The sequence below is a fragment of the Diplocloster agilis genome (assembly GCF_019042275.1).
In the GTDB taxonomy this organism is placed as follows: domain Bacteria; phylum Bacillota; class Clostridia; order Lachnospirales; family Lachnospiraceae; genus Diplocloster; species Diplocloster agilis.
In genome coordinates this window covers 84,069-97,753 of record NZ_JAHQCW010000004.1, presented here as the reverse complement: position 1 = coordinate 97,753, position 13,685 = coordinate 84,069, and the positions used below count along the sequence as shown (strand labels likewise).

At 48.9% G+C, this 13,685-nt stretch carries 11 protein-coding genes; 9 read left to right on the top strand and 2 right to left on the bottom strand.

From position 1 onward, the window contains the following. Positions 1-87 precede the first annotated feature (87 nt). The 4 genes from dnaX to KTH89_RS03885 all read left to right on the top strand — a co-directional run bounded on the left by dnaX (position 88) and on the right by KTH89_RS03885 (position 4,396). Positions 88-1,659, top strand: a complete 1,572-nt coding sequence (gene dnaX / locus KTH89_RS03900) for a DNA polymerase III subunit gamma/tau (protein WP_158342301.1) — start codon at positions 88-90, stop codon at positions 1,657-1,659. Positions 1,660-1,672: 13 nt separating this feature from the next. Then, positions 1,673-2,029 (top strand): YbaB/EbfC family nucleoid-associated protein, encoded by a 357-nt coding sequence (locus tag KTH89_RS03895; RefSeq protein WP_158342300.1) that lies wholly within the window; start codon positions 1,673-1,675, stop codon positions 2,027-2,029. 89 nt (positions 2,030-2,118) lie between these two features. Further along, positions 2,119-2,715, top strand: a complete 597-nt coding sequence (recR, locus tag KTH89_RS03890) for a recombination mediator RecR (protein ID WP_158342299.1) — start codon at positions 2,119-2,121, stop codon at positions 2,713-2,715. Positions 2,716-3,478: 763 nt separating this feature from the next. Beyond that, positions 3,479-4,396, top strand: coding sequence for a penicillin-binding transpeptidase domain-containing protein (locus KTH89_RS03885; protein WP_238720697.1), 918 nt, complete (start codon positions 3,479-3,481; stop codon positions 4,394-4,396). Between the two features lie 73 nt (positions 4,397-4,469). Here the strand turns inward: KTH89_RS03885 and KTH89_RS03880 are convergent, their stop codons facing one another. Both KTH89_RS03880 and KTH89_RS03875 read right to left on the bottom strand, forming a co-directional pair. Beyond that, positions 4,470-6,299: a BlaR1 family beta-lactam sensor/signal transducer gene (locus tag KTH89_RS03880; protein WP_158342297.1), complete on the bottom strand. Its 1,830-nt coding sequence runs from the start codon at positions 6,297-6,299 to the stop codon at positions 4,470-4,472. An 81-nt stretch (positions 6,300-6,380) separates the two neighbouring features. Beyond that, entirely contained in the window at positions 6,381-6,797 is a 417-nt protein-coding gene (locus tag KTH89_RS03875) for a BlaI/MecI/CopY family transcriptional regulator (RefSeq protein WP_158342296.1), read from the bottom strand. 238 nt (positions 6,798-7,035) lie between these two features. On the opposite strand from KTH89_RS03875, the gene KTH89_RS03870 reads away from it, so the two are divergent. The 5 genes from KTH89_RS03870 (at position 7,036) to KTH89_RS03850 (ending at position 13,657) form a co-directional block, all read left to right on the top strand. Continuing rightward, positions 7,036-8,400 carry an ABC transporter substrate-binding protein gene (locus tag KTH89_RS03870; RefSeq protein ID WP_238720696.1) on the top strand — a complete coding sequence of 455 codons (1,365 nt, stop codon included), beginning with the start codon at positions 7,036-7,038 and terminating at the stop codon, positions 8,398-8,400. A gap of 97 nt (positions 8,401-8,497) precedes the next feature. Next, positions 8,498-9,373 (top strand): carbohydrate ABC transporter permease, encoded by an 876-nt coding sequence (locus KTH89_RS03865; protein ID WP_238720694.1) that lies wholly within the window; start codon positions 8,498-8,500, stop codon positions 9,371-9,373. Beyond that, positions 9,373-10,206: a carbohydrate ABC transporter permease gene (locus tag KTH89_RS03860; protein WP_158342295.1), complete on the top strand. Its 834-nt coding sequence runs from the start codon at positions 9,373-9,375 to the stop codon at positions 10,204-10,206. The genes KTH89_RS03865 and KTH89_RS03860 overlap by 1 nt, the downstream gene beginning before the upstream one ends. 93 nt (positions 10,207-10,299) lie before the next feature. Further along, positions 10,300-12,072 carry a sensor histidine kinase gene (locus KTH89_RS03855; protein WP_158342294.1) on the top strand — a complete coding sequence of 591 codons (1,773 nt, stop codon included), beginning with the start codon at positions 10,300-10,302 and terminating at the stop codon, positions 12,070-12,072. Between the two features lie 49 nt (positions 12,073-12,121). Then, positions 12,122-13,657 carry a response regulator transcription factor gene (locus KTH89_RS03850; RefSeq protein WP_158342293.1) on the top strand — a complete coding sequence of 512 codons (1,536 nt, stop codon included), beginning with the start codon at positions 12,122-12,124 and terminating at the stop codon, positions 13,655-13,657. The last annotated feature ends 28 nt before the right edge of the window (positions 13,658-13,685 follow it).

Here is a 13,685-nt window from a genome sequence, read left to right as displayed (position 1 = left end):
CAGAATGCCGACGGCAGATGCCAGGAGCGGCAGACCGGGAATGACAGCCAAAACAGGAAAATGACAGCTTAGAACAGGAGTAAACTTATGTCTTATACTGCGTTATACCGGAAATTCCGTCCCGACAGCTTTGAGGATGTGAAGGGCCAGGACGCAATCGTTACAACTTTAAAGAACCAGGTCCGCACCGGGAGGATCGGACACGCCTATCTGTTCTGCGGTACGCGGGGCACAGGTAAGACCACGGTGGCGAAGATCCTTGCAAAGACCGTGAACTGTGAGAATCCGGTGGACGGGAGTCCCTGCGGCGAGTGCGCCTCCTGCAAGGCCATTGCCTCCGGGACCAGCATGAACGTGATCGAAATCGACGCGGCCTCCAACAACGGCGTGGACAATATCCGCGAAATCCGGGAGGAAGTGGCGTATTCGCCCACGGAAGGAAAGTACAAAGTATACATCATTGATGAAGTGCATATGTTATCGATAGGTGCGTTTAATGCGCTCTTAAAGACGTTGGAGGAACCGCCGTCCTATGTGATCTTTATCCTGGCGACCACGGAGGTTCACAAGATACCCATTACCATTCTCTCCAGATGCCAGAGATATGATTTTAAGCGGATTTCCATAGAAACCATATCCGCCCGGCTGATGGACCTGATGGAACAGGAGGGCGCCCAGGTAGAGGAAAAGGCGATTCGATATGTGGCGAAAGCTGCCGACGGGTCCATGCGTGATGCCCTGAGTCTGCTGGATCAGTGTCTTGCCTTCTATCTGGGACAGAAACTTACCTATGAAAATGTGCTGGAAGTGCTGGGCGCTGTGGATACCGAAGTATTCGGCAGCCTGCTGGAACAGATTATCGGGCAGGACGTGACCGGTGTCATGAAATCCATAGAAGCTCTGGTCATGGACGGACGGGAAATGGGGCAGTTTGTCACGGATCTGATCTGGTATCTGCGGAATCTGCTGCTGGTGAAGACGTCGGACCAGGCGGGGGATGTCATCGACGCGTCCAAGGAATCTCTGGCCCGTATGAGTGAGATGGCGCAGAAACTGGACGCGGAGACCCTGATGCGCTATATCCGGGTGCTGTCGGACCTGTCCAATCAGATCCGCTACGCCTCACAGAAGAGGATATTAATAGAGATCGCGTTGATTAAGTTGTGTAAGCCGGCCATGGAAAAGGACAGCGGATCTTTGCTGGACCGTCTGCGGGTGGTGGAAGAAAAACTGGAAAAAGGTGTTACCGTCACAGCGGCGCAGGCTCCTGTGAGTGCACAGCCGAACGCGCAGCCCGCTGCGGTGGAGAGGCCAAAACCGCCGATGCCAAAGGCGATTCCCGAGGATATCAAACAGGTGGTTTCCAACTGGCGAAGTATTGTAAACGAGGCTTCCGGACCTGACAAAGTATTCCTTAAAGGGGCCAGGCTAAGTCTGGGCGGCGGCAATAAACTGCAGATTGTATTTGAAAATGAACTGGGAGCTGCCTATGTGGGCTCCAAAGAACATAAAGAAGAGCTGGAAGCGTTGATTTCCAACAGGATTGGCAAAGAAGTGGAAGTCGATATGAAAATGCTTGATACAGGGCGTTCCTTTGAGGACAGCTTTGTTGATTTAGAGAAAATCATCCACATGGATATTACCGTTGAGGAAGAATAAGGAGGACATGAATATGGCAAAGCGTGGAGGATTTCCGGGCGGAGGTATGCCCGGCAATATGAATAATCTGATGAAGCAGGCGCAGAAGATGCAGCGTCAGATGGAAGAGAACCAGAAAGAACTGGAAACGAAGGAATTTACCGCGGCTGCCGGCGGCGGAGCGGTGGAAGTGACCATTTCCGGTAAAAGAGAAGTCGTTAAGGTAAAACTGGCCGAAGAAGTGGTGGATCCGGAAGATATCGAAATGCTGGAGGATCTGATCGTAGCCGCTACCAATGAGGCGCTGCGCCAGGTAGAAGAGGCTAACGGAGCAGTCATGTCGAAGCTGACCGGCGGCATGGGCGGCATGGGCGGCGGTTTTCCTTTCTAGGGATAGCCGGTACATCACTCTATAAGTGAAAAGGTTTCCCGAATTTTCGCGGAATTTATGGCGCGGTGAAAGCGCCGTTGGGAGAAAATATGGACATCTACAGCAATCAGATAAACCGTTTAATTGAAGAACTCTCCCGGCTTCCGGGAATTGGTGCAAAGTCAGCCGGTCGGCTGGCTTTTCATCTGATCCATATGCCGGTGGAGGATGTGCAGCGGCTGGCCAACACCATGGTGGACGCCAGAAATAACGTGCGTTACTGCAAACAGTGCTATACGCTGACCGATCAGGAACTGTGCCCGATCTGCAGCAATCCGAAGAGAGACCAGCACACGATCATGGTCGTTGAGAATACCAGGGATCTGGCAGCGTATGAGAAGACCGGAAAATACGATGGGGTCTACCACGTACTTCACGGCGCGATCTCCCCGATGCTGGGAATCGGCCCCGGTGATATCAAGCTAAAGGAACTGATGGCCAGGCTGCAGGGGGATGTGGACGAGGTGATTATCGCCACGAATTCCAGTCTGGAAGGGGAGACGACAGCGATGTATATCAGCAAGCTGGTCAAGCCTTCCGGCGTGAAGGTGAGCCGTATTGCCAGCGGAGTGCCGGTAGGAGGCGACCTGGAATACATTGATGAGGTGACGCTTTTGCGGGCTCTTGAGGGAAGAGTGGAGCTTTGATATGCGAAATGGAACGGCAGAGTACGTTTCATCCGTTAAGAGGAATCAAAAACCGGGTTCAGGAACCGAGCTTATTCACCAGGAGGACATGATGTGTTACCGGTGAGTAGGCTCTTGTCCGTCGGACGTGAAGTCCGTCGTGGGTTCCTGAATCCGGTTTTTTATTTTATTGAGAAATGTACAGCTTCCTATGCGCTTTCAGGTAGACGCCAAAGTGTCTGCTTGCGAAAAGCCTCCCAGGATGCCGGCGCTCCCCGGTCGAAGCAGCGGGTATACGCAACCCGAGAAAATATCCACCTCGGGGCATACGCAATCCGAGAACATATCCACCCCGGGGCATACGCAATCCGAGAACACACTCAACCCCGGAACACCCAAACTCGAGGACATACCTAATCCCGGAGAATTACCCTAACCTGGGTAAGAACCGGAAATTAAGGTTGACTTATATAACTTACAGATGTAATATTTTAATAGTAGATTTATATCAGAAATAATAAACACGGCTTCTTTTAATAATATTTATTACAATATGAAATCTTGGTTAAAAGTTTCTAATACAACGCAATAGACACGGAAATTCAGATTACATAACTATACCGGCAAAAGGGGAAAGGGACGTAGGATGAAAATATTTAGAAAGAAAATAGGTTTTATATTTATAGCAGTAATGCTGCTTATTAGCCTTGGGATATTTGGCTGGGGGTGCGGCCGGAAACATGCAGATACCGAGGCCCCTTCTGTTGCGGAATCTGAGGCAAATTTGGAGAAGGACAAGGGAATCTTATCTATAGATGGGGAAGCGGCAAAAGCAGAAGACGAGAAACAGCCAGATCCGATAGACGGGGGAAAATCAGATCAGGCGGATAAGGGAAAAGTAAATCCGGCGCACACTTCAGAGAATGGGGAATCCGTCTCGGAAAGTCCGGTGATTATAAAGGAAGATTACAGCAGATATTTTGACGGAATAAACGGGTGCGCCGTCTTTTATAACAGCAGGGCCAACACGTTTCACATCTACCAGGAAGAGATGGCTTCCGTCCGTGTTTCTCCGTGTTCCACATTTAAGGTGATTTCCACGCTGATCGGGCTGGAAGAGGGCCTGGTAGATTCAGAAGAATCGAGGATGGGTTATGACGGTACTATTTACGAGAATACTACCTGGAATCAGGACTTAAATCTAAAGGAGGCTTTTCAAAAATCCTGTGTCTGGTATTACCGGAAGCTTCTGGATCAGGTTGGAGAAGAAAAGGTCAAAAAATGGGTGGATGCGCTCGATTACGGCAACTGTGATATCAGCCAATGGAAGGGCGACGGATCCGTAAACGGAGGAGCAGAGGAATTGAATGGCTTTTGGCTTGAATCCTCCCTGGAGATATCCGCCCGGGAACAGACAGAGGTTCTGGCCAGGATCTTTGATGGAAATACGGAATTCCAGGAGAAGTATGTATCGATGCTTCGTGACATGATGAAGACCGAGGATGAGGACACGTGCGGAATTGAGATCTATGGAAAAACCGGAACAGGCCAAAACGGCAACCATGCCGACGCCTGGTACGTGGGCATGACTGTAGATGGGGAGGAAACCAACTACTTTGCAGTCCGTCTGGCTGCGGCTAAGGAAAGCCGCATTACCGGTGCTGATGCGAAAAACATTGCTTTGCGCATCATCCACAAATAAGTCTCTGACAGTCTGCCCCGCCTACCGCTATGAAAAAGGGGCAAATCTGATTTTTCATCAAATGCCCCCTCTGTTAATCTGGGGTATAGAGCCCCATATCTTCCAGTACCTGTAAAGTAATCATCGCCGAAGTATTCCCAGCGGTATTATCGGCGTTGGATATATTTGTGGCAAAGAACCAGGTGTTATCAGGAGTTTCCACATAACCGACAAACCAGGTGGATACATAGACACCGTTAATCATCGCGGTGCCGGTCTTACCGGACAGCGTGCCCAGGGAACCGGAAGAAAGCATGAGGGCTTTTTTTACGGCAGCGACATTTTCCGGTTGAAAGCCGAATTCATTCAGGTAGAAGGACTTAAGCAGTTCAGTCTGCTCAAGCGGCGATATAGCAAGCGAAGTCTCTAGCCAGTAGCGGTCAATGCCGCCGGAGAGGTCCTGATTGCCATAGCCGATTCTATGATAAAAGTTTTTCAGATTCTCAAGACCGGCTTCCTGATCCAGATCCTGAAAGTACCAATTAACACTGTACTGCATAGCGGATTGCAGGGAGTGATCGCTCTCCCAATCCGGGAAAGGATAGGACTGCCCATTCCAGGGCAGAGTGTTTTGTTCCGGGGTGATGATCCCCGCTTCCAGGGCGTTGAGCGCGGAATATATCTTATAAGTGGAGTCCGGCGGAATGCGCCGGGTACTTTTTTCTTCATTATAGATCCTGTATTGACTGGAATTCAGATCGGTCAGTACCATACAGCCGTCCAGACCCTGGAAATAGCCGTGCACATCCAAAGCGGAAGAGCCGGATACCGGGACGGAAGGAACGGTCGAACCGCCGGCTAAAGCCGGTACGGGGGCAGAAGCAGATACTGGGGAACCGGCTGCCTGGGCATTCAGTAACGGAAGCTGGATGACCAGGAAAAGAGCGATCAACAGAAACGAAACCGTGTCCCTGAGCCGGTCATGGCCGGACGGTACCCGATAAGCGGCGATCTGTTTGATTCTGCGGGTAAGCTGTTTTTTTGTGCCGGAGAAACCGGTAGTGACCGGACCATAGAGAATGCGTCCGGCTCCGGCTGCGAAATTCAGAATTGTATGGCCATATTTCAAACGGTCGCCGGGCAGCATTCCATGTAAAAGGCAGGCATCACAGTATAATTCACGGTCGGACCGAAATTCCCGGGAAATGACGTGGATCATGGGGTTGAACCAATAGGGAAGCTTAAGCAGCAACAGGATTTGATTATAAATCAGGTCATGATTTTTATAATGAGTCAGTTCATGGAGCAAAATAAAACCGATTTCGCCGTTATTTTTCTTACCACCCTTATCAACAAGAGCGGCAGGTAAAATCAGGCAGGGACGCGAAATGCCATAAATCAGCGGAGTGGATACCTGCCCGGAAACCAATAAGGTAATGTTTCTTCGGATGCCCAGCTTTGATTTGATGTCGCAATAGAGCGCCCTGACGCAAGGATCAGGAGCGTGGGCATGACGGCAGATCTTTTTTAGCTGCATATGAGCCAATAGATAAAAACCCAAGGCGGCCGCCATACCGAAACACCACAGGACCGTAATCATCTGATTCAAGCCTTCTAAGTCTGGCCGCTCCAGAGCTTCCGTAAAATCCTGAATCCAACTGCCGTCCGCTGCAGGCGTCTGCGTAAGGGCGGCCGAAACCGCAGCGGTACCTGCCTGATACTCGATTCGTGCGCCGGATTCATTCGAAGATGGGAACAGGCGGAAGGGAAGCAGAGCAATCAGAAGAGCAGCTGCCGGAATAATCCAGACCGCATAGCGGCAGCCCGCGGTCCAATAACGGGACAGAAGCCCCCGGATTCCCAGAAAAGCAAGTAATAAGACACTTATTAACAGATTCGTCATCAGAAAACGCAGGATATACATATTTCCTCCATTTGTGCGTATTTTTGCACATACAGATAAGGGTGAACGTTGTTCAACCGTTCCTCCATGTGTGGGGTTGGTTTAACCCTGATTCTCTCCGCTGTCGTTATCATATTTCCTGCTGCGGGCCTGGTTCTGTTCCAAAAGCTGCCGCAGTTCTTCAATCTCGTCCTGGGATAACCGTTCTTCTTCCAGGAAATTGACAACCATAGAACGCAGCGTGCCTCCGTAAAAGCGATGGAGAAACGATTCGCTTTCCCGGTTTACGTAATCCTCCCTGGCGACGGCCGAAGAATATACGAATACGCGGCTGCTTTTCTCATAGGAGAGGGCGCCTTTTTTAACCAGCCGCAGAAGCATGGTCTGAATGGTCTTCGGGCTCCATTTGGTGGTGGCGGTGAGGCGCTCGATCACTTCCGTAGTGCTGATCGGGGCACAGTTCCATACGATCTTCATGACTTCTAATTCGGCATCGGATATCCTTGGCAAATCTTTCATTCTGGGGCCTCCTGAATAATGATTACATATGTAATATATAATATTGTAAGCCTAATAAAAGAGACAGTCAAGAAGGTTTTATTAAAGGTTTGTACATAAAATATTCACAAAATCAGAAAAAGTTACTATAACTCATGTAGAAAAGTTACTCCACCCTATGATAACCTTAGACCATGATAAAGGAAGTCCTGCAGGCCCCTTAAAAGATCAAAAAAAGATCAGGAGGATTCAATTAAGAATGAAAAAGAAAATAGTCAGTATATTATTAGCAGCTGTTATGACATTATCCCTGGCAGCATGCGGAAGCGGAAACGACAGTAAAGCAGACAACGCAAACGCGGACGCATCCGCTGCACCGGCGGCAACCGCAGCGGGAGAGGCGGACCAAGACGCGGCGCCCGCACAGGACAGCGGCGAAGAGGTAACCTTATCCTTAATGGTAACCACAAGACCGACCACCGACAACAAAGACTTTTATCTGGACTGGCTGCCGGAACTGGTAAAAGAAAAATACCCCAACATCAACATTGAGGTAGAACAGCTCCCCACCGACCAGTACAAACAAACTGTAAAATTAAAATTCGCCAGCGGACAGGGCCCTGACATCTTCACCTGGTGGGCCGGGCTTCAGGCACAGGATCTGGTAGACGCCGGTTATGTAAGAGACATGTCCGATTTCTCCCAGTTAGGAAAATTCAGCAAATCCATCGCGGATTCCTACAGCTTTGACGGAAAGACCTACGCGATTCCTCTGGGCTCCAGCTTCCTGACCACCTGGTACAACAAAGATGCCTTTACCGATGCCGGTATCGACAAGATCCCTGAAAACTGGGACGAGTTCCTGGCAGCCTGCGATAAGTTAAAAGCAAAAGGCTACACACCGATTACCATGGGTGACAAGCAGTCCTTCGTAATCCAGTTCGGTGTATATCAGGTCGGCGCATCCGCGATCTATGCAGACAACTATGACTTTGACAAACAGTTATTCACAGGCGAAACCAAATTTACAGATCCGGCCTGGATCGACACGATCAATAAATATAAATCGCTGTATGACAATGGATATATCATTGAAAACTCATTAGGTTTATCTCAGGAGCAGAGCCGTCAGGCTTACCTGGACGGAAAAGCTGCCATGATTATCGACGGAAGCTTTGGCTATGACGCGCTGAACAAACAGGGCGCGGTAGAGTTCGAAAAAGGTATGTTCGCAATTCCTTCCAATGAGGCAGGAAAAGAATTCGTATACAACTTAACACCGTCTAACGGTATCTTCGTAAGCGCCAACTCCAAGAATCAGGAAGCCATCGACCAAGTTCTGGAATACTGGTTCACGGAAGGGACTCCCTTATTCGAGAAATGGGTAGAGTTAAGCTCTGACATCCCCTGCTACGAAGGCGTAGAAGATAAGAGACCTCTGATTCAGGAATATCTGGACCGTTACAAAGACTATAAGAATATCTATAACCTGAACAATGCATGGCCGGAAGGTGTCAGCGATATGATGTGCACGAAGTTCCAGGAAGTAATTGCCGGTGATGCAACCGCAGAAGATGTCTGCAACGCAATGCAAAGTAAATTTGAAGAGCTTACGGACAAATAGACCGATAAGTCGATAAGATAAAACGGGCACAGATGGCATTTGCAAACAGTGAGTTCACTTTTGTAAATGCCTTTCTGAATATAATAGGAGGCTATCCATGATCAATAAGAAGAAAAGAAATATTCTGCTTGCGTTCTTGATTCCTGCGCTGCTGTTTTACGTCATCTTCTGGATTTCCCCGGTTTTGATGTCATTCTTTTACGGACTGACTAACTGGAGCGGTATGGGAGATTATGATTTTGTGGGACTTAAGAACTTCAAGTATCTGTTCCAGGAGGGTACACTGACCAATGCCATGAAGAATACCATCATTTATGCGATATTCGTCGTGGTATGGGGAAATATACAGGCGCTTACACTGGCCTTAATCCTGAATATGAAGATACGGGCAAAAGGCGTGTTCCGTACAATTTTTTACCTGCCTGCCCTGTTCAGCACCATTGTGGTGGCGTTCCTTTGGAGCTATGTCTACGCTCCCTACTACGGAATGATCTCCGAAGTGCTGAGTGCGCTTGGATCCGGCGCCGTACCCAACCTGCTGGGAAGCAAAGGAACTGCGCTGCTGGCGGTGGCATTTGTGGAAACCTGGAAGACGTCCGGTACCATGACAATCATCTACCTGGCCGGTCTTCAGGGAATCGATGAGGAAATCATTGAAGCAGCCAGAATCGACGGCTGTTCGGCATGGCAGACCACCACCAAAGTACGTATCCCCATGCTGGCCAATACCATCACAGTCAACGTCATGCTGGGACTGATCGGCGGGTTCAAATCCTTCGACTATGTATTCGCATTGACGGGCGGCGGCCCTGGAAGCTCTTCCAGCACGCTTATGTATACCATCTATAAGATGGCGTTTGTGGAGGGGCAGTTCGGCAAAGCAGAAGCATTGGCGGCCTTCGCCTTTGTATTCATTCTAATTATTTCTGTAGTTGTACTGTTCTTTATGAGGAGAAAGGAGATAGAGGCATAATGAGAAAAAGTGTAAGAAAAGAAATTATTATCACCATCTGCCTGGCATTATTTTTCCTGCTGTTCCTTTCCCCTATTATTATCGCTTTGTCAGGGTCTTTCCGGCCGCTCAAAGATTCGAGCTCTTATCTGAACCTGTTCCAGAATTTTTCCCTGGAGAGTTACGGGCTGGCGTTTGACAAGATGAATTATTTCCGGTCGCTTAAGAACAGCGTTCTGATTACCTTTATCAGTGCGGTTCTGTTGCTGCTATTTACCTCTATGGCAGGTTATGCGATCGCCAGACTGAGAGGAAAATTAGGACCTTTTTTCCAGATCTTTTTCCTGGCCGGTATGATCGTGTCCGCCCAGATGTCCATCATTCCCATGTACCGGATCGTAAATGGAATCGGAATCGGCAATACGATCGCAGCGCCTATTGCCCTGTACGTGACCTCGGCCCTGCCGTTTTCCATTTTCCTGTACACGAATTTCATAAAATCCAGTGTGCCCTATGCGTTAGAGGAAGCGGCGACGATAGACGGAGCCGGAACAATCAGAACCTTCGGACAGATCGTAATCCCGCTGACCAAACCGGCCCTTACGTCGATTGTGATCACGCAGGGAGTTCCCATCTGGAATGATTTCTTCTTCAGCATGCTGTTTTTGTCCGCTCCGGAAAAGAAGACCTTGCCATTGACGATGTTAAACTTCATCGGCGACATGGAAAATGCAACCCAGTGGAATATGCTATTCGCGGCCTGCTTCCTAAGCGCGATCCCGATTCTTATTATTTACATATTCCTGCAGCGGTATTTTGTCAGCGGTCTGACCGTGGGAGCGGTCAAAGGCTGAGTGCGGCCGATGTGACAGCGGCAGTGTGACAGCGTCGGTGTTTGTATAATTACGGCTAATACGGTAGAATGGAGAACAGTTGGAGGTGCGTTTATGAAACGTTCAAAAAGTATCCGCTTTAAAATATTAGGATGCCTGCTGGCCATATCCATTCTGCCCATCGTCGTACTGTTTATCTTTACCTTAAGAAATATCACACAGTTTTACCAGGCGCAGATATCGACGGCCAGCAACAATGAAGTGAAAGTGGTTACCTCAAGGATAAACAATATTTTTGAAAACCTGGACGGCGTGATGACGTCCCTGATCTTCAGTGAGTACGACGGCCGCAATTGTATGCTGTATATCTGTGAGAATGAGACCCGGGAAAATCTTCTGACTGCCGGCCAGCGGCTGAAAAATTACCGCATGTATGAGTATGTATGCAGTAATCTGATCGGAAATAACCAGTACGCGGAGGGCGTGTATCTATTTAACGAAAGCGGGTATACCTATTCCTTCGTAAGAAACAGGGAGCTGGGGCTGGAAAAGGATTACGAGGAATCGGTCTGGTATCAGGACCTGATGAAAAGCGAAAGCCTCCAGGTTACGAAAATGTACCGGCCCGACAATTTCCCGCCGGACCAGCAGAAAATCGTGATCGCCAGACGGTTCACGGATGTGAAGGGCGAGCATTCGGCCGTATTGGCCCTGGTCTGTAACGACGATATTTTTGACAATATCCAGGACAACAGCCTGCCCTGGGGAAAGAACTTTGTCATGGACGCGGAAGGCGCCATTCTCTACGGGGATTCCGGGGATGTCAGCTTAAAAGAAAGTGAAATCCAGGAAATTATCGGGAATGAAAGCGGCGTGATCATCAAAAAGGGAAGCAATGACGCTTATATATACGGAACCTTGAACGTGGAGGACTGGAACATAGTCAATGAGGTGTCCTTTGAGACGCTGGCCCAGGTTTCCAACAAGAGTACGGTGTACCTGATTGCGATTATCGTGGCCATCCTGGTCTTTATCATCGTCCTGCTTTTATTTACGGAAAAGGTGCTGCTGACGCCGCTGGTATCACTGGCCAGTATCATGAGCAATACGAAAGACATCAAACAGTGCTTTGAGAATAAATACCGGACCCGTCAGGATGAGATCGGTGTGCTCTACCGTTGCTATGAAAATATGTTAAAGCAGATCAATCAGCTGATCGAGGAAAAATATGTCAGCGAGATCCAATTCCTGAAAAGCAGGCTTAGGAACCTGATGTCACAAATTAACGCGCATTTTATTTTCAATACGTTGGAAAATATTAATTGTCTGGCCCAGATCGAGAATAACCAGCAGATCGTCACCATGTCAAAATCCCTTGGCGATATGCTGCGCTACAGTATCGAGTACGAGCGGGACGAAGAGAAACTGAAAACCGAGGTTAAGCACATCCGCCAGTATATCAATATCCAGGAGATCCGGTTCGGGAATCAGATCCAGGTGGATCTGGATATTACCGAAGAGCTGCTGGAAGCCAAAGTGCTGAAGTTTATGCTCCAGCCTGTGGTGGAAAATGCCATAGAACACGGGCTGACCGGCCAGGAGATGCCCTGGAAGATCTCCATAAGGGCAATCCGGGAAAACGGCAGCCTGATGATTCAGGTGAAAGACAACGGAAGAGGAATGGACGGCGAGACGCTCGTTCAGGTCCGGGAGAGGATCTATCATCCCGACACGATTTCCGAAGACGCCAGATACAGCAGTATCGGATTGTCGAATATTCATAAGCGGATTCAGCTGCTCTACTGCGACAAGTTCGGACTGGCCATAGACAGCCGGCCGGGCGAAGGTGTGACCGTAACCATGACCCTGCCGTTTCATATTTCATAAACAGGGTCCGGATCAATGAATTACGATTGGAAAGGGGCTTTAGAACTATATGTACCGTTATATTATTGTAGATGATGAAGTCCTGATCAGAAAAGGGTTAATCAGCAAGATCAAAGACATAACTTCCATACAGATAGCCTGCGCGGGGGAAGCGGCCAATGGGATCGAGGGCCTGGCGCTCATAGAGGCGGAGGATCCGGATATTATCATTACCGACATGAAAATGACGAAAATGGACGGAATGGAATTCCTGGAGAAGATCGCCGAGCGCTATCCCGACAAACCGATTATTGTCATCAGCGGATACAAGGCCTTTGACTATGTCAGCAAGGCCATAGAGAAAAAAGCGGTCGGATACGTGCTGAAGCCGTTCTCCACCGAAGAGATCGAAAAGCAGCTGGCCAAGGCGATCGCACAGATCGAACAACAGAAAAATCTGATTAAGCTGGAAGAAAAAGTCGCCTTTTTTGAACTAAAACAGGAGCAGGACGTGCTGATCCAGGCGCTGCTGGAGCCGTGGAACGATACCACGGAGGAAGAACTGGCCTCCAGGAATTATAACTTAAAAAGCTGCAATCTCCTGATATCCGTGAACAGCAAGGACCAGGAAAGTATCCGCAAGGCCCGGGAGATCTGCGGGGAACATCTGAACGACATTAATTACATTATCCTGGAAAACCCGACGAATAAATTCCAGTATTTTATCCTGATGGAAACCGCCCGGGAAGATTTGCAGGAGAAAATGGAAGGGAAAGCGCAGCATATCGCCCGCTATCTGGAGAAAGCCACTCCGGCAGGCAAGCTGTTTATCTTCATCAGCGATCCGGTTCAGGGCTTTGAGAAGCTGAACCGCTGTTACCTGATAAACGAGAGGCTGAACCGCCAGATCTTCTTAAACGACCGGGTGCGGATTCTTCCGGCAAAAGCCATTTCCGATCAGAAGGGCATGGCTTATTCCGAGGACCATATGAAGAATCTGTTTCGCCGCCTGAAATATCAGAATCAGGATACAAAAGAATTGCTGGATGATTTTTTCGGCGGAATGGATCTGTCCAAACACACATTGGGCGTGATCGGGAATACCTGTGAAAATCTGATAGACAAAGTAAATGATTACGCGGTGCAGAACAACACGGAAACCGATGATATCATGAGCGTCTTCTACCGCCGCTACATGTTCCAGCCAAACCTCGAAAAGATGCAAAAAGAGATTTCCGGCTATGTGATCCTCATCCTGAATTCCATACGGATGGCCTCCCAGGAGAGCGATCTGCTGTTCGGCCGGATACAGGAGTACATCCTGAACAATTATCACCGGAAGCTGACCCTTCAGGTGCTGGCGTCCCAGTTCTATGTCCCGTCGGCCGCCTGCAGCAGCCTGATCAAAGAAAAATTGAACATGAGTTTCAATGAATATCTGGCGGATATCCGGCTGGAAAAGGCCAAGCAGCTTCTGCAGGAGACAGACCTGAGCGCGGAGCGGATATCGGATGAGATCGGCTATTCCAATCCCAAGTACTTTTTCAAAATATTCAAGAAAATGACCAACTTAACGCCGGTGGAATACCGCAACCAACACCGGTAGTTTCAATTTGGGACATGTCCATTCCAGT

Excerpts from the sequence above, each read along its gene's own strand:
- dnaX (WP_158342301.1), top strand. The coding sequence starts at position 88 with ATGTCTTATACTGCGTTATACCGGAAATTCCGTCCCGACAGCTTTGAG.
- KTH89_RS03895 (WP_158342300.1), top strand. The coding sequence starts at position 1,673 with ATGGCAAAGCGTGGAGGATTTCCGGGCGGAGGTATGCCCGGCAATATG.
- recR (WP_158342299.1), top strand. The coding sequence starts at position 2,119 with ATGGACATCTACAGCAATCAGATAAACCGTTTAATTGAAGAACTCTCC.
- KTH89_RS03880 (WP_158342297.1), bottom strand. The coding sequence starts at position 6,299 with ATGTATATCCTGCGTTTTCTGATGACGAATCTGTTAATAAGTGTCTTA.
- KTH89_RS03875 (WP_158342296.1), bottom strand. The coding sequence starts at position 6,797 with ATGAAAGATTTGCCAAGGATATCCGATGCCGAATTAGAAGTCATGAAG.
- KTH89_RS03870 (WP_238720696.1), top strand. The coding sequence starts at position 7,036 with ATGAAAAAGAAAATAGTCAGTATATTATTAGCAGCTGTTATGACATTA.
- KTH89_RS03865 (WP_238720694.1), top strand. The coding sequence starts at position 8,498 with ATGATCAATAAGAAGAAAAGAAATATTCTGCTTGCGTTCTTGATTCCT.
- KTH89_RS03860 (WP_158342295.1), top strand. The coding sequence starts at position 9,373 with ATGAGAAAAAGTGTAAGAAAAGAAATTATTATCACCATCTGCCTGGCA.
- KTH89_RS03855 (WP_158342294.1), top strand. The coding sequence starts at position 10,300 with ATGAAACGTTCAAAAAGTATCCGCTTTAAAATATTAGGATGCCTGCTG.
- KTH89_RS03850 (WP_158342293.1), top strand. The coding sequence starts at position 12,122 with ATGTACCGTTATATTATTGTAGATGATGAAGTCCTGATCAGAAAAGGG.